This window comes from Streptomyces sp. NBC_01017, from assembly GCF_045162795.1.
Classification (GTDB): Bacteria; Actinomycetota; Actinomycetes; order Streptomycetales; family Streptomycetaceae; genus Streptomyces; species Streptomyces machairae.
On sequence record NZ_CP108683.1, the window covers coordinates 5237975 to 5256222 of the forward strand.

An 18248-nucleotide genomic window follows, 5' to 3' on the forward strand; every position below is an offset into this window, starting at 1 on the left:
ACGAAGACCACTGCGACCAGCGCCAGAACGAACCCTGTGATCATGGCGTCAGCCTCCTTCCGTTCCCCCGAAGCGGACCGTGGCGTCCCCCCGTGGGCGCCTCCCGCTCGGTGCGTGGGAGGGAGATGCCCGGCCGCTTCACGGCCCAAAGCAGAGTTGAGGAACTTCAGAGGGTTCTCTCGGCGGAACGGCCCCTGACCTGCATATAAGCGCAGTTCAGGGGCCGTTCGGGGCGCACTGGGCCGTCACTGGACGTGATCTTGCCCAACGATTGTTCAGACTCCGAGGTGTCCCCCGTCGCCGGCGCCGAGGAGGGAGTTCGTGAGCCGGCGTTCGACGGCGGAGGGCAGGGACCACAGCTCGGTGCGCCGCCTTCGGTCCTCCGAGCCCTGGCGGGCGGCGCGGCGGATACCGGGCACGGCCAGGGCCAGGGCGGCCAGGGACACGGCGAGCCCGGTCCCGAGGAGTACACCGGCGAGTGCGGCGCCGTCCGCCAGGGCGAACGGAAGCGCCACCCCGAGGCAGAGCGTGCCGAGGCTGCTGAGGACGGAAACCATCCACCACAGTGGCGTGAGCGGGTGCTCGTCGCGCAGGTGGTCGACCAGTTGTCGGTCGGTGGGACGCCGCCGCGGGTGCTTTCCGGCGGCGAGGAACAGCTCGGACCGCCCCCGCAGCGCCCACACAGCGTGCACTCCCACCCATGCGACGGGCAGCACGAACAGCGTCACCAGCACCGAACCCGCCTGGATCGCCCGCGGCACCGGCACCCAGCCGGAGGCGTCGGCGGTCACGGACGCCACGGCGGCTCCCACGAGTACGGCACCCGCCACGGTCGTGGCCACGAGCCATCGCCGGGCCCCACGCACCCGAGCGCTGAGAGGGAACTCGACCGCGTCCAACGTCTTCTCCAATCGATGACCGCAGGTACTCTACGCAGCCCTCCGAGGAGGATGCGCCCCGATACGCACCGGCCCCGAATGGGCGACCGCGCTGGTGAGAGGCCGGCTGGTCCCGACGAACCGCGAAGCCGCCCGCAGACCGACGATCTTGACGGGAGTCACCCGCCCGCGCTCGGCCCGAACGCGAACAAGCACGGACTTCTGCCGCCCCGTCAGCGCAGGTGAGCGGCACACCGGCCTGAGGCCGAGCACCCGTCCAGGCTTGGCAGGTTGAGGAACTCCAGAGCTTGGGCGCAGGATGGCCGGCATGACCTCCAGCTCCCGCCCCCTGCTCAACCGCCGGCTCGCCGAGTTCGGGACGACGATCTTCGCCGAGATGTCCGCGCTGGCCCTGCACACCGGGTCCATCAACCTGGGTCAGGGTTTCCCCGACACGGACGGCCCCGAGGAGGTCCGTGAGGCGGCCGTACGGGCCCTGCGCGACGGGCGCGGCAACCAGTACCCGCCGGGCCCCGGAGTCCCCGAGCTGCGTACCGCGATCGCCGCGCACCAGCAGCGGCGCTACGGGCTGTCGTACGACCCCGACACCGAGGTCCTGGTCACCGCCGGCGCCACCGAGGCCATCGCCGCCGCCCTGCTCGCGCTCGTCGAGCCCGGCGACGAGGTCATCGCCTTCGAGCCGTACTACGACTCCTACGCGGCCTGTATCGCCATGGCGGGCGGCACGCGCGTGCCGGTCACCCTGCGGCCGGGCGGGGGACGCTTCCGGCTCGACCTCGACGAGCTGCGCGCGGCGGTCACCGACCGCACCCGGCTGCTGCTGATCAACACGCCGCACAACCCGACCGGCACGGTCCTCACCCGCGAGGAGCTGGCGGCGATCGCCGAGCTGGCCGTGGAGCGGGACCTGCTGGTGGTGACCGACGAGGTGTACGAGCACCTGGTCTTCGACGACGCCGAGCACCTGCCGCTCGCCACGTTCCCGGGCATGCGGGAGCGGACGGTGTCCATCGGGTCGGCGGGCAAGACCTTCTCGTTCACCGGCTGGAAGGTCGGCTGGCTGACCTCGACGCCCGCCCTGGTCACGGCGGTGCGCTCGGCGAAGCAGTACCTGACCTACGTCGCGTCGGGGCCGTTCCAGTACGCGGTCGCCGAGGCGCTCGCCCTGCCCGACAGCTACTTCGCGGCCTTCCGTGACGACATGCTGGTCAAGCGGAACCTGCTGGCGGCGGGGCTGGCGGAGGCGGGCTTCGAGGTCTTCGAGCCCGCGGGCACGTACTTCATCACGACCGACATCCGCCCGCTCGGCGAGACGGACGGTTTCGCCTTCTGCCGTGCGCTGCCGGAGCGGGCCGGGGTGGTCGCCATTCCCAACGCGGTCTTCTACGACCACCGGGAGGCGGGGGCGCCGTTCGTCCGGTTCGCGTTCTGCAAGCGGACGGAGGTCCTTCAGGAGGCGGTGAAGCGGCTCAAGTCCCTGGCGGTCTGAGTGCTCGCGCCCGTCCACAGGCTGTGGACGGGCGCGGACAGCACGAACCCGGCCCGGCACGCGACCGTGATGGCCGGTGCCCTGGCCGGGCTCTGCCGAATCCGGGTGTCGAGGACTACTCCTCGTCGTCCTCGGGCTTGTCCGCCTCGTTGATCTCCTGCTCCAGGCCGAGCTGCTCGACGAGCCACTTGTCGAACTCGATGGCGGCCCGCACCCAGCTGACCGTCGACGAGACGAAGTGCTCCAGGCTCACGCCGGTGCCGATCAGCATCTGTGCCTCGCCGATCAGGCGGACGGTGCCGTCGTCGTGCGTGTGGGTGTAGACCTTGGGCCACAGGGTCCGGCGGTTCCAGTCGTCGATCGACTCGAGAAGCAGGGGCTTCTCGTCGATCTTGTGGGGCCGGTCGTAGAACGTCCGCACCGAGAAGACCTGCTGGTCACCCTCGCCGCGGAACATGAAGTACGTACGGAACTGCTCCCACGGCGCCGCGAGGTCACCCTCGTCGTCGACGACGTACTTCAGCTCCATCTGGTCGAGGAGCTGCTTCACGAGGTCCTGATCCGGGACAACGGGTCCGGGCGGCGGCCCGGGCTCCGGCTGCTGGCCCCCGAAGTTCGGGATCGAGGACGGGTCGATGCTCACCGTGATTTTCCCTTCGTACGGATTCCGCCATCCTCCCCCATGCGGGGAGGGGGGTGGCAAGCCCGGACAGGGCCTGTCTGCCCTCGGCTGACATGATCTGGCCTGTCGCGACGGTCCGATGCGGAAGGCGGGGGTCATGTCCGGAACAGAGAGAGACGCGGGAGGCGCTCAGGCGCCTCGGGGCCGCACCAGATGGCCGGTGTTCGCCGCGATCATGGCACTGCCGGGGCTGGTCCTCGCGGGCCTCGTGGCCCTGGTGGTGATGTGGGTGGTGGCAGACGATCCGCCCCGCTCCGGTGCCGATACGGTCTCCTGCGCGGACGCCCTGCACTTCGGCGGGGCCGAGCTGCCGGACGGCGCCGAGGTCGTCGGGGCGTGCAAGACGCAAGGGTTCCAGGACATCCATTACAGCGCGACCTTCCGCATGCCGCGCGCCGACGTCCCGGACTGGCTCAAGGGGACGTATCCGGACGCGCCGGCGCCCGGGAAGAAGTTCTGCGGCGCCGTGGACGTGGACCTGTGTCTCGATGTGGACGCCCCGGGCGGCCATCCCGACGCGGGCGCCCACGCGGTGCAGGTGAGGGTGGAGTACGAGGACGCCGACACCGCACTCGTGCGCTTCGCCGCGTTCACCATGTGACCGCGCGAGCACGTGCCGCGGTGACCACATGAAGACGGCCCGTCCCGGGATGCGGGGCGGGCCGTCCCAGCGTTCCTTGCGGCTACAGCGTCTTCCCCGTGGCCGGCCCCACGATCAGGCCGTCCCCGAAGGCCTCCACCCGTACCGTGTCGCCGTCCTTGACCTCGCCGGAGAGGATCTCCTTGGCGAGGCGGTCGCCGATGGCGGTCTGCACGAGGCGGCGCAGGGGCCGGGCACCGTAGGCCGGGTCGTTGCCCTCGTCGGCGAGCCAGGCCAGGGCCTCGTCGCTGACCTCCAGGGTGAGCCGCCGCTCGGCCAGCCGCTTGGCGAGCCGGTCTACCTGCAGCCGGGCGATCCGGCCCAGCTCGTCCTTCGACAGTGCCGAGAAGACCACCAGGTCGTCCAGGCGGTTGAGGAACTCCGGCTTGAAGGAAGTCCGGACCACCTCCAGGACCTGCTCCTTCTTCTCCGCCTCACTGGTGATCGGGTCGACCAGGAACTGGCTGCCCAGGTTCGACGTCAGCACCAGGATCGCGTTGCGGAAATCGACCGTACGGCCCTGCCCGTCCGTCAACCGTCCGTCGTCCAGCACCTGAAGGAGGATGTCGAAGACCTCGGGGTGCGCCTTCTCGACCTCGTCGAGCAGCACGACGCTGTACGGCCGCCTGCGCACCGCCTCCGTCAGCTGGCCGCCCTCCTCGTAGCCGACGTACCCGGGGGGCGCGCCGACCAGCCGGGCCACGCTGTGCTTCTCGCCGTACTCCGACATGTCGATGCGGACCATCGCCCGCTCGTCGTCGAAGAGGAAGTCGGCGAGGGCCTTGGCGAGTTCGGTCTTGCCGACGCCGGTCGGGCCGAGGAAGAGGAAGGAGCCGGTCGGGCGGTCCGGGTCGGCGATGCCGGCACGGGTGCGGCGTACCGCGTCCGACACGGCGCGCACGGCCTCACCCTGCCCGATGAGCCGCTTGCCCAACTCCTCTTCCATCCGCAGGAGTTTCTGCGTCTCGCCCTCCAGGAGGCGGCCGGCGGGGATGCCGGTCCAGGCGGCGACGGTGTCGGCGATGTCGTCGGAGCCGACCTCCTCCTTGACCATCGTGCTCTTGGCGGCCTCCTCCTCGGCCTGCGAGGCCTCCTCCAGGTCCCGCTCCAGGGCGGGGATCTCGCCGTAGAGCAGCTTGCTGGCGGAGTCGAAGTCACCGTCGCGCTGGGCGCGTTCGGCCTCCCCGCGCGCCTCGTCGAGCCGTTCCTTCAGCTCGCCGACGCGGTTCAGGGACTGCTTCTCCTTCTCCCAGCGGGCGGTCAGGCCCCGCAGCTCCTCCTCCTTGTCGGCGAGATCGCGGCGCAGCCGCTCCAAGCGTTCGAGGGAGGCCGCGTCGGTCTCCTTGCTGAGGGCCAGCTCCTCCATCTTCAGCCGGTCCACGGACCGCTGGAGCTCGTCGATCTCGACGGGGGACGAGTCGATCTCCATACGGAGCCGGGAGGCGGCCTCGTCGACGAGGTCGATGGCCTTGTCGGGCAGGAACCGGGAGGTGATGTACCGGTCCGACAGGGTGGCGGCGGCGACCAGGGCGCTGTCCGCGATCTGCACCTTGTGGTGGGCCTCGTAGCGCCCCTTGAGCCCGCGCAGGATCGCGATGGTGTCCTCGACGGTCGGCTCGGCGACCAGCACCTGCTGGAAGCGCCGCTCCAGCGCGGGGTCCTTCTCGATCCGCTCGCGGTACTCGTCGAGGGTGGTGGCGCCGACCATGCGCAGCTCACCGCGGGCGAGCATGGGCTTGAGCATGTTCCCGGCGTCCATGGCGGAGTCCCCGCCGGCACCGGCGCCCACGACGGTGTGCAGTTCGTCGATGAAGGTGATGATCTGCCCGTCGGAGTTCTTGATCTCCGCGAGCACGGTCTTCAGCCGCTCCTCGAACTCACCGCGGTACTTCGCCCCGGCGACCATGGCGCCCAGGTCGAGCGCGACGAGCCGCTTGTTCTTCAGCGACTCCGGCACGTCCCCCTTGACGATGCGCTGGGCGAGCCCTTCCACGACGGCGGTCTTGCCGACGCCGGGCTCGCCGATGAGGACGGGGTTGTTCTTGGTGCGCCGGGAGAGCACCTGCACGACCCGCCGGATCTCCTGGTCCCGCCCGATCACGGGGTCGAGCTTGCCCTCGCGGGCGGCGGCCGTGAAGTCGGTCCCGAACTTCTCCAGCGCCTTGTACTGCCCCTCGGGGTCGGCGGTGGTGACGCGCCGCCCGCCGCGGGCCTTCTGGAAGGCCTCCAGCAGCTTCTTCGCGGTGACCCCCTGCTGGGCGAGCACCTCACCCGCCTGGCCGCCCTTGGCGGCGATGCCGATGAGCAGGTGCTCGGTGGAGAGGTACTCGTCCCCGAGCTCCTTGGCCCGCGCCTGGGCGTCCGCGATCACGGCGAGCAGCTCGCGGTTGGGCTGCGGGGGCGCGACCGTGGACCCGGTCACGCTGGGCAGCGCGGCGAGCGCCTTCTCGGCGCCGGCCCGCACGGAGGCCTGGTCGGCGTCGACGGCCGCCAGCAAGTCGATGATGTTCTCGTTCTCCTGCCCCTGGAGCAGAGCGAGGAGCAGATGGGCGGGCGTGAGGTCCGCATGCCCCTCGGTCAAGGCCCGGTTACTGGCCGCGTTGATCGCGTCCCGGCTCCTGTTGGTCAGCTCGGCTTCCACGTTGGCGTTCTCCTCCTGGCGTCAGCGTCTCCCAGTAACTGACTGAGTCAGCGTACACAAAGTTGAGTCTATTCCACTCAAGGTAGTCCGGGGAGGCTTGGGGCGGCTAGGCGGGGCATAGGGTTCCGGGCCATGGCGGCATACCCCCAGGATCCCGGCGCGCCGGACGCGCCGTACCTCACCTTCTGGCAGGAGAGACACCTGTGCACCCTGACGACCCTTCGCCCGGACCTCACCCCGCATGTCGTACCCGTCGGAGTGACATACGACCCTGAGGCGCGGCTTGCTCGGGTGATCACGAACAAGTCCAGCGCGAAGGTGGGCCACGTCCGGGCCGCCGGCCCGGACGGCGCCCGGGTCGCGGTCTGCCAGGTGGACGGACGGCGGTGGGCGACCCTGGAGGGCCTGGCGCACGTCCACGACGACGCCGAGCGGGTCGCGGAGGCGGTACGCCGGTACGCAGAGCGGTACGGGCGTATGCCGCGGCCCAATCCCGACCGGGTGGTGATCGAGATCGAACTGACGCGGGCGATGGGGCAGGGGTGAGCCCTGGGACGCGACCCAAGGGGGCCTGGTTCCCAGTGGCTGGATACCGGGCGACCGGTTTCGGCCACCGGCGGAACAGGCGGATACGGGGAAATGTCACCCGGAAACTGCAGCGGCGTCACCGTGTTCAGGTCACGGTGACGCCGCTGCGGGGGGAAGCACCTGAGCGATCTGTTACGACGGGGGAATCGCGTCAGGCACTGCGGGGGGTGGCTGAGATGGTCCTTGGCGCCGGGGCTTCCGGCTCCACCAGGCGGTGGTCGCGCTGATCGAGATTGACGAAGATCATTCCGTACCGGATGGCACACCTGACGGGTTGCGGCGCCCCCCGAGGCCGTCGCAGACACCGGTACGCCCGTACGTCCTCGTCGTCGTCCCGCGTGACGACGACCGGTTCTCCGAAGACGGTCACCATCAACGAGTCACCGGAGTGGGGGATCGCGGTGACCAGGTCGATGAAGTGCCAGCCGGACCGGTAGGCGGTGGCCATTTCTCGGCGGAAGGAGCGGTCGTCGGGTGGGATGGTCATGCCGACTCCTGCTCACCGCTGCTCGCCTCGGCGTTGGTCGGCCAGGAACTGTCCTTGGCAATCGTGACAGTCTGTGACCGGGAGGGCCAGCTACTGTCCGCTCGCGAGTCGCTCTTCGATTCCGAGAGGCCCCCCAGGACTCCGAAGGCCACAACGGTGGAGAAGGCGGCGACAAGAATCGAGCGAAGCATTCTGTTCCGCATAGTCGGCTTCGTCCTCACTTGAAGGTCCCCTCTTCCCCCGTCGAGTAAGACGATGGCTCATTCGGGCACTTCATGGCCACACGATCGGTGCATCATGTTCCTGCATGTTCAGGACCCTGGGGGGTGGAGATTTGGTGACGAATCAGACTAAAGCGATACATCCCCATGCGATGACCGAGATGTGCGCGGAAGGTGGCCGACTCTATGCGAACGCGCTGCGCACGGGGCGTATCGCACGCATCGACGTGGAGTCAGCTCCCTGCCTGATGGAGTTCGCTCTGCTCTACCCGGATGCTGACGACCCGAACTGGCTGCGTCCCGTTCCGGCGTCGGTCGCCCTGGCTCAACGGCTCAATCCCATCGAGCGGGAGATCTCCGAGCGCAGGCGGATGTCCGTCGAGCTGGCCGACGCACTCCAGCCATACATGGACCTCAGCGCTCAGGTGACGGGAAGCACGCACTCCATCACTGTCCTGGAGGGCGGGGAGCGGATCAACGCCGCCCTCAATCTGGCCACCGCCCAGTGCCAGACCGAGATGCTCACGGTCCAGCCGAGCAACCGCATCTCGGAGAGCAGCTTGTTGCAGGGCCTGGAGCGGGACCGGCCGCTGATCGAACGCGGAGTGCGGATAAGGACCCTCTACCAGCACACGGTGCGCTACAACCCGGGGAAGCTGGCCTATGTCGCCCAGCTCTCCGACGGCAAGGTGGAGTACCGCACCATCGACGAACTGGTCGAGCGCCTCATCATCTGCGACGAGTCGGTCGCCTTCATCCCCACCCGCGACGACCAGCAGGTGGCCCTGGAGCTGCGCCATCCCGGACTCATCCGCTACCTGATCAAGGTCTTCGAGTTCATGTGGAGCCGCGCGGTACCGCTGACCGAGCACGCGCCCTACGAGACCGCGCCCGACGGCATCACGGAGATCCAGCACTCCATCGCCAAGCTCCTGGTGGAGGGACACGTCGACGAGGCGATCGCCCGCCGGCTGGGCATGAACGTGCGCACCTGCCGGGCCCATATCGCCAAGCTGGCCACCGCGCTGGGCAGCGGGAGCCGCGCCCAACTCGGCTTCCTCATCGCGCAGTCCGGAATCCTCGACAACGACAGCTGAGCGACGGGGACGGGGGGTGGAGCCGTGAGGACGGTTCGGGCTCGGCCCGGCCCGGCTCAGCGGCCGGTCGGGGACTCCTGACCGGGCACCCGGGGCACCCCGGGCACACTGATCACCGCGGCCCCCGACGACGACGCCCGCGAGCGGTCCAGGCCCACCTGGGCGATACGGACGCCGAGTTGTGTACGGCTTGCCGCGCCCAGGGTCTCCGACAGGCGCGCGATGTGCGCCCGGCACGTCCGTACGCTTATCCCCAGCCGCTCCGCGATCACCGCGTCCTGGTGGCCCTCGGCGAGCAGCGCCGCGATGGACTGTTCGCGGTGGGAGATGCCCTCGATGCCGGTGTCGGGCAGGGGCGCGGTCAGCGGGATCGCGAGGCGCCACAGCCGCTCGAAGACCGTGACCAGGTAGTTCACCAGCGCCGGATGCCGCAGCTCCAGCGCCATGGTGCGGTCCGCGTTCGCGGGGACGAAGGCCACCGTGCGGTCGAAGAGGATCAGCCGGTCGATCACCTCGTCCAGCGTGCGGGCCTCGACCGAATCACCCATCAGTTCAAGGTAGTTGAGCAGGCCCTGGCCGTGCCGCGCCACGTGCGTGTACAGGTCGCGCATCCGCACGCCCCGCCCCCGCAGCTCCATGGCCCGGTGCAGCCCCTCCGTCAGCTCGTGCTCGGGACGGATGCCGCCGGGCTGCACGGTCAGCACCTGGCTGGTGCACGCCTGCGTCGCCTCGTCCAGCGCGCCCTGGATGCGTGAGTCACCGTCCAGGACCCGGATCGCCGTGCCCTCGACGCCGGACGCCTGCGGCAGCTGCGGACCGAGCCCGGCGTACCACTCGAACGCCGCCACCGCCGAGCCCACCCGCCGCTGGCTCGCGCTGACCTCGTCGTACACCCCGCGCAGCAGCCGTGTCATGACCTCCTGCGGGGAGGTCGGCACCAGCCAGTCCATGTCGTCGGGGTCGGGATGCAGCAGCGCCAGGTCCAGCAGGCAGGGCACCGGCTCCGCGTCCCGGCGCGACACGCGGCCGCGCCGTACGGCCCGGGAGTACACGCGATCCCCCGCGTCGCACAGTCGGTCGGCACCGTGGGGATGCTCCTCGGTCCCGTGCCCGGCCATCGCCCCATCCACCCCCGGTTCTTGCCTTTCGCCGGCTCGCTCACCTCCGGAGCGCGGTGTCGACCTCTGCCGGGACACCCGGGCCGGGCGTGGCCCTGGTCGACAGGCCCACCGTGCTCGGCCCATCGGGCCTACGGTTCGCTCGCGCTTCCGCAGCGCAACTATGCGCGGACCGGCCGTGCTCCGCAACACGGCTCCCGCCGGGACGGCCGCCGTAAACCACCAGTACGCCCCGGTTTTTCCCGGCCTCCGTCCGTCGAGTTGCAACAAGCTGGGGGTGCCATACCGGCCTTTGCGCTGCGCGCTGCAAACCGCGTCGGCCGGACGCGGGCGCCCGGGCGGCCCGGGCTATGACCGACAGGGGGGGTGCCGTACGCCTTCGAGGGCGGCCGGGGCGGGCGACGTCACACTCGCGAACGCCGACGACGAGCCGCCGTCCTCGGCAGCCCGAACAGCCCGGTCAACCCGAGCAGCCAGTCGAGCGCACTCGCAAAGCGGACCCTCGCCGTCGACGACGGCACCAGGCGCCGGAAAACGAGACAGGGCCCGTCGGAAGACCGACGGACCCTGTCCGGTGAGCCGTGTCTGCGCCCTACTTGGTGAGCCCGGCCTCCGCGCACGCGGCCTTGTACTCGCCCGCGCAGATCTCCGACAGCTCGTAGATCCCGTCGGCGAGGACCGTCTGCTTGACGTTCTTCTTGGTCAGGGCGACCACCGGGACCAGCAGGGCCGGGATGTCCTTGGCGGTCGGGCTGTCGACCTGGTCCTGGGTGAGGGAGTCGAACTGGATGTCCTTGCCCTGGACCTTGGCCACGGCCATCTCCGCGGCGCTCTCGGCCTCCTGCGGGTACGACTTGTACACGCTCATGTACTGCTCGCCGCTCAGGATCCGCTGGACGGCGTCCAGTTCGGCGTCCTGTCCGGTGATCGGCGGCAGATCGGTCACGCCCTGGGCCTGCAGGGCCTTGATGATGCCGCCGGCCATGCCGTCGTTGGCGGAGTAGACGCCCTTGATGTTGTTCGCGCCGATGTCCTTGATCGCCTCGGTCATGTTGGCCTGGGCGTTCTCCGGCTTCCAGTCCTTGGTGTCGTACCTCTTGGCGATGTCCACCGAGCCGTTGAGCTCGGAGAGGGCGCCCGCCTTGAACTGCTTGGCGTTCGGGTCGGTGAGCGACCCGTTCATCATGACGATCTTGTCGGACGAGTCGACGTCCGGACCCATGGCCTCCATGAGGGAGCGGCCCTGCACCTCGCCGACCAGTTCGTTGTCGAAGGAGACGTACGCGTCGATCGGTCCCTCGGCGAGGCGGTCGTAGGCGATGACCGGGATGCCGGCTTCCTTGGCCTTCTGCACGCCGTCGGCTATCGCGTGGGCGTCCACGGCGTCCAGCAGGATCACGTCGACCTGGTCGTTGATCATCTGCTGGAGCTGGCTCGCCTGCTTCTTGGCGTCGGCGTCCGCGTTGCGGTAGTCGACCTGGCCCTGCTTGTCGGTGAGCTCCGCCACCTTGTTCTTGATGATGGGGTAGTCGAACTTGTCGTAGCGCGTGTTCGCCGTCTCCGGCAGCAGCAGCCCCACGGTGACGTCGTCGCCCTTGGTCGGGCTCGCCTCACTGCTGTCCCCGGTGACGCCCAGTGCCCCGCACGCTGCCAGCGAGAGGGTCATCGTGGACGCGGCGGCCACGGCGGTGGCGGTGCGGCGCAGGGGGCGCAAGGGACGCATAGAGGAGCTCACTTCTGGTGCCTTCGGGACACGGGCGCGCCATTGCGCCCAGATGTCTGAAAAGACAACGCGTCGACCGCCCCCAGCGTCAAGCGGAATCACTTAACGAGTGCGCAACACCACGCTCCGCTGATCATGTAAAGACATGGCGAAACATATCGCAACGGCCGTTACACCCCCTCCACCGAACCTGGATCGAACACGCGCCAAGATCCGCACAACCAACCTCATTCGCCACGGGTCCCGTTCAGGACGACTCCCCCGTCGACCCGCACTCGACCAGAGGATCGAACGAACTCAGCCAGACGCACGACCCCCGCAGCGACCTGTAGCTCGCCGGTCTTCAAGCGCCGGCCCTACTGGGTGACGGGTGCGCAGGCCGACGGGACCGAGCCCGTCCCCCCGGGCGACCGGGCAGTGACCGCGCCCGCCACCTGACCGACCCGGGCCCCGACCGACCTGCGAAGATCACCCGCATGACCGTCATCACCGAAACCCTCGTGGAGGACGGCCACTTCGGCACGCTGACCGTCCGGCTGGACACCGAGCGCGGCGAAGTCGTCGTCGAGGGCGCCGCCGTACCGCGGATCGTGCTGAGCCGGTCCGCCGGTACCGAGGCCGAGGAGCACATCCCCGTCGGCACTCGGGCCGGTGACCGGCTCACGCTCACCGTGGACGGCGAGGAGGCTCAGGTGCGCCCGGCGAAGGGGCGGCTGACCCGGCGTTCGTACGCGGTCGACGTCCGGCACGCCGGCCGCGTCTGGCGGCTGCTGCCCGACTCCGTGCCGGACAGCCGCTTCCTGCGCGACGGCCGGCGCCTCGGCGAGTTCACCTCCCAGGGCAACGGAGAGGTCTCGGCCGAGTGGCACGAGGACGCGGCTCCGGAGGCCCTGGACGTGAGCCTCGGCTACGCCCTGGCAGCCGGATTCGGCACGGGGGCACAGCCGATGTGGATGCTGGTCGTGGATGCGATCGGGGATCTGATTCCCTGACGCGGTGGTCGCCTTCGCCGTGGCCCGTACAAGCAATTGGCGGGCCGACCGGTCCCGTTCGGCGACGGTTGATCACTGCCGTCGCCGAACTGGACGAAGGACCGCATGAACCCAGCCAGACGCACGACCGCGGCCACCGCGACCGCCATCGTGCTCGCCACCGCGGGCGGCCTGCTCACCACTCTCGCCGCCCCCGCGTCCGCCGCGGCGACCTGCACGTCACCGGTCTTCTTCGTCGGCCGCTGACGGCATGGGAAAGGGGCCCGGAGGTTCTCAACGAACCTCCGGGCCCCTTCGCGTACGGCCGTGCCGCCGCCTAGTCCTTGGCCTTCTTCGGCCGCCACACCACCAGCGCGCTGGTCTGCTGCACCTCCTGGTACGGCACCAGATCGCGGCGGTACGACGCATGTACCGCCGCCTCGCGCTGCTGCATAGCCGCCGCGGCTCCTTCGACGGCGGCCTGGAGTTCGGCCACCCGGGACTGGAGCGCGGCGACCTGGTTCTCCAGTTCGATGATGCGCTTGATGCCGGCGAGGTTGATGCCCTCGTCCTGCGACAACTGCTGGACGGTGCGCAGCAGTTCGATGTCGCGGGCCGAGTAGCGGCGCCCCCGGCCCGCGGTGCGGTCCGGAGACACCAGGCCCAGGCGGTCGTACTGGCGCAGGGTCTGCGGGTGCAGGCCGGACAGCTGGGCCGCCACCGAGATGACGTAGACCGGGGTCTCCTCGGTCAGTTCATACGGGTTGCGTCGACGACCGTCCATCTGACTCATGCTCCCTTCGCGGCCTGGAACAGCTCCGCCCGCGGGTCCTCATCCGCGGTCGCCTCGCGATACGCCTCAAGTGCGTCACGAGCCTTCCCCGTCAGGTCCTTCGGAACACTCACCTCGACGGTGACCAGAAGGTCGCCGCGGGTGCCGTCCTTGCGGACCGCGCCCTTGCCCCGTGCCCGCATGGTGCGGCCGTTGGGCGTACCGGGCGGCAGTTTCAGGGTGACCGGTGGTCCGCCCAGGGTGGGGACCCTGACCTCGCCGCCGAGGGCCGCCTCCGTGAACGTCACGGGGACGGTCACCGTGAGGTTGTCCTCCTTGCGGCCGAACACCGCGTGCGCGTCGACGTGCACCGTGACGTACAGGTCGCCGGACGGGCCGCCGCGCTCGCCGGGTGCGCCCTTGCCGCGCAGGCGGATGCGCTGGCCGTCCGACACCCCGGCCGGGATGCGGACCTGCATGGTCCTGGACGACTTCGCCCTGCCGCTGCCCTTGCAGTCCATGCAGGGGTGCTCGGCGATCAGCCCGCGCCCCTTGCAGTCCGGGCACGGGTCGGTGAGGGAGAAGCCACCGCCCGAGCCCCGCGCCACCTGGCCGGTACCGACACAGGTCGGGCACACCCGCGGCGTGCCGTTCTTGTCGCCGGTGCCCGCGCAGGCCTTGCACGGTGACTGCGAGGACATCCGCAGCGGGACCGTCGCACCCTCGATCGCCTCGGTGAAGCTGAGGTTGACCTCGGTGTCGATGTCCTGGCCGCGCCGGGGCTGGGTACGGGTCGTCCCCGTGCCGCCACGGTTGAACAGGCCCCCGAAGACGTCCCCGAGTCCGCCGCCGAAGCCGCCGGCTCCGCCTTGGCCGCCGCCGCCCTGGGCGCCGCCTCCGAAGAGGTCGCCCAGGTCGAAGTTGAAGTTGCCGCCGCCCGCGCCGCCCGGCCCCGGGCGGAAGCCGCCGTTGCCGAACAGGGCGCGAGCCTCGTCGTACTCCCTGCGCTTCTTGGGGTCACCGAGGACGTCGTTCGCCTCGGAGATCTCCTTGAAGCGGTCCTCCGCCTTGGCGTTGCCCTTGTTGGCGTCCGGATGGTTCTCGCGGGCGAGCTTCCGGTACGCCTTCTTGATCTCGGCCTCGGTGGCGTCCTTGGGGACGCCGAGGACCTTGTAGTAGTCCTTCTCGATGAAGTCCTTGGTGCTCATCCTCGACGTACCCCCTTCCCGTAGTACCTCGTCAGTTCAACGTCAGCCCTCGTCCGGGCCACCGCTCTCCTTGTCGTCGGCCGCCTCGGCAGACTCCTCCTTGACCGCCTGCGCGCCCGGCTGGGGCTCGGCGACGGCCACCCGCGCGGGGCGGATGGTGCGCTCGCCGATGCGATACCCGGGCTGCAGGATCGCCACGCAGGTCGTCTCGGTGACGTCCGGCGCGTAGGAGTGCATCAGGGCCTCGTGGATCGTCGGGTCGAAGGGCTCGCCCTCCTTGCCGAACGCCTGCAGTCCCATCTTCGCCGCGACGGTCTCCAGCGACTCCGCGACGGACTTGAATCCGCCGACGAGTTCGCCGTGTTCACGCGCGCGGCCGATGTCGTCGATCACGGGCAGGAGCTCGGTCAGGAGGTTCGCGATGGCGATCTCCTTGACCGTGATCCGGTCCCGCTCCACGCGGCGGCGGTAGTTCTGGTACTCGGCCTGGAGCCGCTGGAGGTCCGCCGTGCGCTCGCCGAGCGCCGTACGCACCTGGTCCAGCTGGGCCACCAGGCCCGGGTCTGCTGCTCCGTCCCCGGCCGGGGCCGCCCCTTCCTGAGGGACGGCCTTCGACTCGGCGTCGTCAGGGGTGGCGCCGGAGGGGACGTCGGGCTTCTCCTCGAAGCCCGGGGTCTCCTCCGTCATTACGCGGCACCGTCCTTGCGCTCGTCGTCCACGATCTCGGCGTCGACGACGTCGTCGTCAGCGGCCTTGCCGCCCGGGGCAGCGCCCTCGGGACCGCCGCCGGCGGCGCCCTGCGTGGCCTGGGCGTCGGCGTACATGGCCTGGCCGACCTTCTGGGAGACCGCGGCGACCTTCTCGGTGGCGGTGCGGATCTCTGCGGTGTCCTCGCCCTTGAGCGCGGTCTTCAGCTCCTCGACGGCGGCCTCGACCTCGGTCTTGACCTCGCCGGGGACCTTGTCCTCGTTGTCCTTGAGGAACTTCTCCGTCTGGTAGACGAGCTGCTCGCCCTGGTTGCGGGACTCGGCGGCCTCGCGGCGGGCGTGGTCCTCCTCCGCGTACTTCTCGGCCTCTTCGCGCATCCGGTTGACCTCGTCCTTCGGCAGCGAGGAGCCACCGGTGACGGTCATCTTCTGCTCCTTGCCCGTGCCGAGGTCCTTCGCGGTCACGTGCATGATGCCGTTGGCGTCGATGTCGAAGGCGACCTCGATCTGCGGGACACCGCGCGGGGCCGGCGGAAGGCCCGTGAGCTCGAACATTCCGAGCTTCTTGTTGTACGCCGCGATCTCGCGCTCGCCCTGGTAGACCTGGATCTGCACGGACGGCTGGTTGTCCTCGGCCGTCGTGAAGATCTCGGACCGCTTGGTCGGGATCGTGGTGTTGCGCTCGATGAGCTTGGTCATGATGCCGCCCTTGGTCTCGATACCGAGGGACAGCGGGGTCACGTCGAGGAGCAGGACGTCCTTGACCTCACCCTTGAGGACACCGGCCTGCAGGGCGGCGCCGATGGCGACGACCTCGTCCGGGTTGACGCCCTTGTTGGCGTCCTTGCCGCCGGTCAGCTCGCGGACGAGCTCGGCGACGGCGGGCATACGGGTGGAGCCACCGACGAGGACGACGTGGTCGATCTCGTTGATGGAGACGCCGGCGTCCTTCATGACGTTGAAGAACGGGGTCTTGCAGCGCTCCAGGAGGTCCGCGGTCAGCTGCTGGAACTGAGCCCGGGTGAGCTTCTCGTCCAGGTGCAGCGGGCCCTCGGCGGAGGCGGTGATGTAGGGCAGGTTGATCGAGGTCTCGGTGGACGAGGACAGCTCGATCTTGGCCTTCTCGGCAGCCTCACGCAGACGCTGGAGGGCCATCTTGTCCTTGGCGAGGTCCACGCCGTGACCGGACTTGAACTGCTGCACCAGGTAGTCGACGACGCGCTGGTCCCAGTCGTCGCCGCCGAGGTGGTTGTCACCGTTGGTGGCCTTCACCTCGACGACGCCGTCGCCGATCTCCAGGAGGGACACGTCGAAGGTGCCGCCACCGAGGTCGAAGACGAGGATCGTCTGGTCGTCCTTGTCGAGGCCGTACGCCAGCGCGGCCGCGGTGGGCTCGTTGACGATGCGAAGGACGTTCAGACCGGCGATCTCGCCGGCCTCCTTCGTCGCCTGGCGCTCGGAGTCGTTGAAGTACGCCGGGACGGTGATGACCGCGTCGGTCACCTTCTCGCCCAGGTAGGACTCGGCGTCCCGCTTCAGCTTCTGCAGGATGAAGGCGGACATCTGCTGCGGGTTGAAGGGCTTCCCGTCGAGCTCCGTCTTCCAGTCGGTGCCCATGTGGCGCTTCACGGACCTGATGGTCCGGTCCACGTTGGTGACCGCCTGACGCTTGGCGACCTCGCCGACCAGCACTTCGCCGTTCTTCGCGAAGGCGACGACGGACGGCGTGGTCCTGGCACCCTCGGCGTTGGTGATGACGGTGGGCTCGCCGCCCTCCAGAACGCTGACGACGGAGTTAGTCGTGCCCAGGTCGATGCCGACCGCACGTGCCATGGTTGATTCCTCCAGCTGACTTGAGTGGAACGGACTCAAGTGTGCACGACGGCTCGCAACCGGTCAACAGAGCTGAGTCGACCTCACTCAACTCTTATCCGTTCCTTACACGCAACTGGGCTCCGACCTGCGACGATGTCGCCTGCGCGGGCGGGCGAACCGCACCCCCTACGGGAAAATAGGGTTGACGCCGAGGCCCGTACGGCTTGATGTGCAGCATCGCGAAGACGGTGACGAGGACCCCCACCCCCACCCAGAACGCCGCGGACGGCGCCATCCATCCCATGTGCACGAGGACGCCGACGAGTACCCCGGAGAACCCCGCGACCCCCAGCAGGACGGTCCCACCCTGCGGGGTGAGGCCGATCCGGCGCAAACGATGAGCGAGATGGTCGGGCCCGCCCCGCAGCAGCGGCCGTCCGGCCAGCCGGCGGGACAGCGCCACGAGGAGTACGTCGGCGGTGGCGAGGGAGGTGAGCGAGTAGAGCACGGCCGCGCTCGACAAGGGATCGTGCCCGGCCCGGGTCATCACGGCCGACGCCGCCAGCACGAACCCGACGAACAGCGACCCGCACGCCCCGAGCCCGATCCGCGCGGGATGCCAGTTGTGCATGAGGAACCCGGTCAGCGCGGCGGCCAGCACGCTGAGCAGCACCGCGAGTTCGTCCATCACCTCGGCCGCCGCACAGATCCCGACACCGAAGGCGGTGAGCACCCCGACGGTGCCGGCCAGGGCGTCCGCATGGTCGAGCGCCTGGAACCCGATGGCCACGAGAACGATCCAGCCGACGGCCACCAGCCCCAGCAGGATCCCGGTGTCGCCGTACGGCACCACGCAGGCCGCCGCCACCGCCGTACCGCCGATCAGGAACCGCGCCTTCACCCGCCGCACGTCGGCGACCAGCCCGAGCGCGGCGACGGCGCCCGCGGCGATCACCAGCCGCATGATCTCCGAGCCCAGCGGGGCGAACCGCGTCCACTCCCCGGCGGCGGCCACCAGGCAGGTCACGAGCGCGACGGCGACACCACCCAGCAGGGGCGTCGGCCGCTGGCGCCGGCGGTCCAAGATGCCGAAGCGCAGGGCGGGCAGCCGAAGCAGCGCCGCGAGGAGGGCGGCGAGCAGCAGGGCGGTGGTGGCGGCGGCGATCCCGTAAAGCACGGGGATAGGTTAG

The 18248-nt window shown here is 69.8% G+C and carries 17 protein-coding genes; 6 read left to right on the forward strand and 11 right to left on the reverse strand.

Annotated features, from left to right (window positions below; translation table 11 throughout):
* Nucleotides 1-275 precede the first annotated feature (275 nt).
* On the reverse strand, nt 276-911 hold the full coding sequence (locus OG331_RS23840; RefSeq protein WP_406199510.1) for a hypothetical protein: 636 nt from the start codon (nt 909-911) through the stop codon (nt 276-278).
* Nucleotides 912-1197: 286 nt separating this feature from the next.
* Between OG331_RS23840 and OG331_RS23845 the strand changes: the two genes are divergently transcribed.
* Nucleotides 1198-2388, forward strand: a complete 1191-nt coding sequence (locus OG331_RS23845) for a pyridoxal phosphate-dependent aminotransferase (RefSeq protein WP_406199512.1) — start codon at nt 1198-1200, stop codon at nt 2386-2388.
* Between the two features lie 115 nt (nt 2389-2503).
* Here the strand turns inward: OG331_RS23845 and OG331_RS23850 are convergent, their stop codons facing one another.
* On the reverse strand, nt 2504-3031 hold the full coding sequence (locus tag OG331_RS23850; protein ID WP_406199515.1) for a YbjN domain-containing protein: 528 nt from the start codon (nt 3029-3031) through the stop codon (nt 2504-2506).
* A 136-nt stretch (nt 3032-3167) separates the two neighbouring features.
* Here OG331_RS23850 and OG331_RS23855 point away from each other — a divergent pair, with 136 nt between their 5' ends.
* Complete coding sequence (locus OG331_RS23855; RefSeq protein ID WP_406199518.1) at nt 3168-3671, forward strand: hypothetical protein; 504 nt, start codon at nt 3168-3170, stop codon at nt 3669-3671.
* 82 nt (nt 3672-3753) lie between these two features.
* On the opposite strand, the gene clpB is transcribed toward OG331_RS23855, so the two are convergent.
* Complete coding sequence (gene clpB / locus OG331_RS23860) at nt 3754-6351, reverse strand: ATP-dependent chaperone ClpB (protein ID WP_406199521.1); 2598 nt, start codon at nt 6349-6351, stop codon at nt 3754-3756.
* A gap of 132 nt (nt 6352-6483) precedes the next feature.
* On the opposite strand from clpB, the gene OG331_RS23865 reads away from it, so the two are divergent.
* Nucleotides 6484-6897: a pyridoxamine 5'-phosphate oxidase family protein gene (locus tag OG331_RS23865; RefSeq protein WP_406199524.1), complete on the forward strand. Its 414-nt coding sequence runs from the start codon at nt 6484-6486 to the stop codon at nt 6895-6897.
* A 193-nt stretch (nt 6898-7090) separates the two neighbouring features.
* Here the strand turns inward: OG331_RS23865 and OG331_RS23870 are convergent, their stop codons facing one another.
* Nucleotides 7091-7426 carry a hypothetical protein gene (locus tag OG331_RS23870; protein ID WP_406199527.1) on the reverse strand — a complete coding sequence of 112 codons (336 nt, stop codon included), beginning with the start codon at nt 7424-7426 and terminating at the stop codon, nt 7091-7093.
* 373 nt (nt 7427-7799) lie between these two features.
* Between OG331_RS23870 and OG331_RS23875 the strand changes: the two genes are divergently transcribed.
* Nucleotides 7800-8744, forward strand: a complete 945-nt coding sequence (locus OG331_RS23875; RefSeq protein WP_406199528.1) for a helix-turn-helix transcriptional regulator — start codon at nt 7800-7802, stop codon at nt 8742-8744.
* Between the two features lie 56 nt (nt 8745-8800).
* Here OG331_RS23875 and OG331_RS23880 read toward each other — a convergent pair whose 3' ends face one another.
* Together OG331_RS23880 and OG331_RS23885 are read right to left on the reverse strand one after the other, a co-directional pair.
* Nucleotides 8801-9862 (reverse strand): LuxR C-terminal-related transcriptional regulator, encoded by a 1062-nt coding sequence (locus tag OG331_RS23880; RefSeq protein WP_406199530.1) that lies wholly within the window; start codon nt 9860-9862, stop codon nt 8801-8803.
* A 592-nt stretch (nt 9863-10454) separates the two neighbouring features.
* On the reverse strand, nt 10455-11585 hold the full coding sequence (locus OG331_RS23885) for a sugar ABC transporter substrate-binding protein (RefSeq protein WP_406199532.1): 1131 nt from the start codon (nt 11583-11585) through the stop codon (nt 10455-10457).
* Nucleotides 11586-12061: 476 nt separating this feature from the next.
* On the opposite strand from OG331_RS23885, the gene OG331_RS23890 reads away from it, so the two are divergent.
* Complete coding sequence (locus OG331_RS23890; protein WP_406199534.1) at nt 12062-12577, forward strand: hypothetical protein; 516 nt, start codon at nt 12062-12064, stop codon at nt 12575-12577.
* 105 nt (nt 12578-12682) lie between these two features.
* Nucleotides 12683-12823: a hypothetical protein gene (locus OG331_RS23895; protein ID WP_406199536.1), complete on the forward strand. Its 141-nt coding sequence runs from the start codon at nt 12683-12685 to the stop codon at nt 12821-12823.
* A 70-nt stretch (nt 12824-12893) separates the two neighbouring features.
* Here the strand turns inward: OG331_RS23895 and OG331_RS23900 are convergent, their stop codons facing one another.
* From OG331_RS23900 to OG331_RS23920, 5 genes are all read right to left on the reverse strand, one after another.
* A complete protein-coding gene (locus OG331_RS23900) occupies nt 12894-13340 on the reverse strand; it encodes a heat shock protein transcriptional repressor HspR (protein ID WP_037706704.1) in 447 nt (148 codons plus the stop codon).
* A 5-nt stretch (nt 13341-13345) separates the two neighbouring features.
* A complete protein-coding gene (gene dnaJ, locus OG331_RS23905; protein ID WP_406199538.1) occupies nt 13346-14536 on the reverse strand; it encodes a molecular chaperone DnaJ in 1191 nt (396 codons plus the stop codon).
* Between the two features lie 42 nt (nt 14537-14578).
* Entirely contained in the window at nt 14579-15223 is a 645-nt protein-coding gene (gene grpE, locus OG331_RS23910; protein WP_406199540.1) for a nucleotide exchange factor GrpE, read from the reverse strand.
* Nucleotides 15223-17076, reverse strand: coding sequence for a molecular chaperone DnaK (gene dnaK, locus OG331_RS23915; RefSeq protein ID WP_406199542.1), 1854 nt, complete (start codon nt 17074-17076; stop codon nt 15223-15225). Before dnaK ends, grpE begins: the two co-directional genes overlap by 1 nt.
* 94 nt (nt 17077-17170) lie before the next feature.
* A complete protein-coding gene (locus OG331_RS23920; protein ID WP_406199544.1) occupies nt 17171-18235 on the reverse strand; it encodes an MraY family glycosyltransferase in 1065 nt (354 codons plus the stop codon).
* Nucleotides 18236-18248: the final 13 nt, after the last annotated feature.

Excerpts from the sequence above, each read along its gene's own strand:
- OG331_RS23845 (WP_406199512.1), top strand. The coding sequence starts at position 1,198 with ATGGCCGGCATGACCTCCAGCTCCCGCCCCCTGCTCAACCGCCGGCTC.
- OG331_RS23855 (WP_406199518.1), top strand. The coding sequence starts at position 3,168 with ATGTCCGGAACAGAGAGAGACGCGGGAGGCGCTCAGGCGCCTCGGGGC.
- OG331_RS23865 (WP_406199524.1), top strand. The coding sequence starts at position 6,484 with ATGGCGGCATACCCCCAGGATCCCGGCGCGCCGGACGCGCCGTACCTC.
- OG331_RS23870 (WP_406199527.1), bottom strand. The coding sequence starts at position 7,426 with ATGACCATCCCACCCGACGACCGCTCCTTCCGCCGAGAAATGGCCACC.
- OG331_RS23875 (WP_406199528.1), top strand. The coding sequence starts at position 7,800 with ATGACCGAGATGTGCGCGGAAGGTGGCCGACTCTATGCGAACGCGCTG.
- OG331_RS23880 (WP_406199530.1), bottom strand. The coding sequence starts at position 9,862 with ATGGCCGGGCACGGGACCGAGGAGCATCCCCACGGTGCCGACCGACTG.
- OG331_RS23885 (WP_406199532.1), bottom strand. The coding sequence starts at position 11,585 with ATGCGTCCCTTGCGCCCCCTGCGCCGCACCGCCACCGCCGTGGCCGCC.
- OG331_RS23890 (WP_406199534.1), top strand. The coding sequence starts at position 12,062 with ATGACCGTCATCACCGAAACCCTCGTGGAGGACGGCCACTTCGGCACG.
- OG331_RS23895 (WP_406199536.1), top strand. The coding sequence starts at position 12,683 with ATGAACCCAGCCAGACGCACGACCGCGGCCACCGCGACCGCCATCGTG.
- OG331_RS23900 (WP_037706704.1), bottom strand. The coding sequence starts at position 13,340 with ATGGACGGTCGTCGACGCAACCCGTATGAACTGACCGAGGAGACCCCG.
- dnaJ (WP_406199538.1), bottom strand. The coding sequence starts at position 14,536 with ATGAGCACCAAGGACTTCATCGAGAAGGACTACTACAAGGTCCTCGGC.
- grpE (WP_406199540.1), bottom strand. The coding sequence starts at position 15,223 with ATGACGGAGGAGACCCCGGGCTTCGAGGAGAAGCCCGACGTCCCCTCC.
- dnaK (WP_406199542.1), bottom strand. The coding sequence starts at position 17,076 with ATGGCACGTGCGGTCGGCATCGACCTGGGCACGACTAACTCCGTCGTC.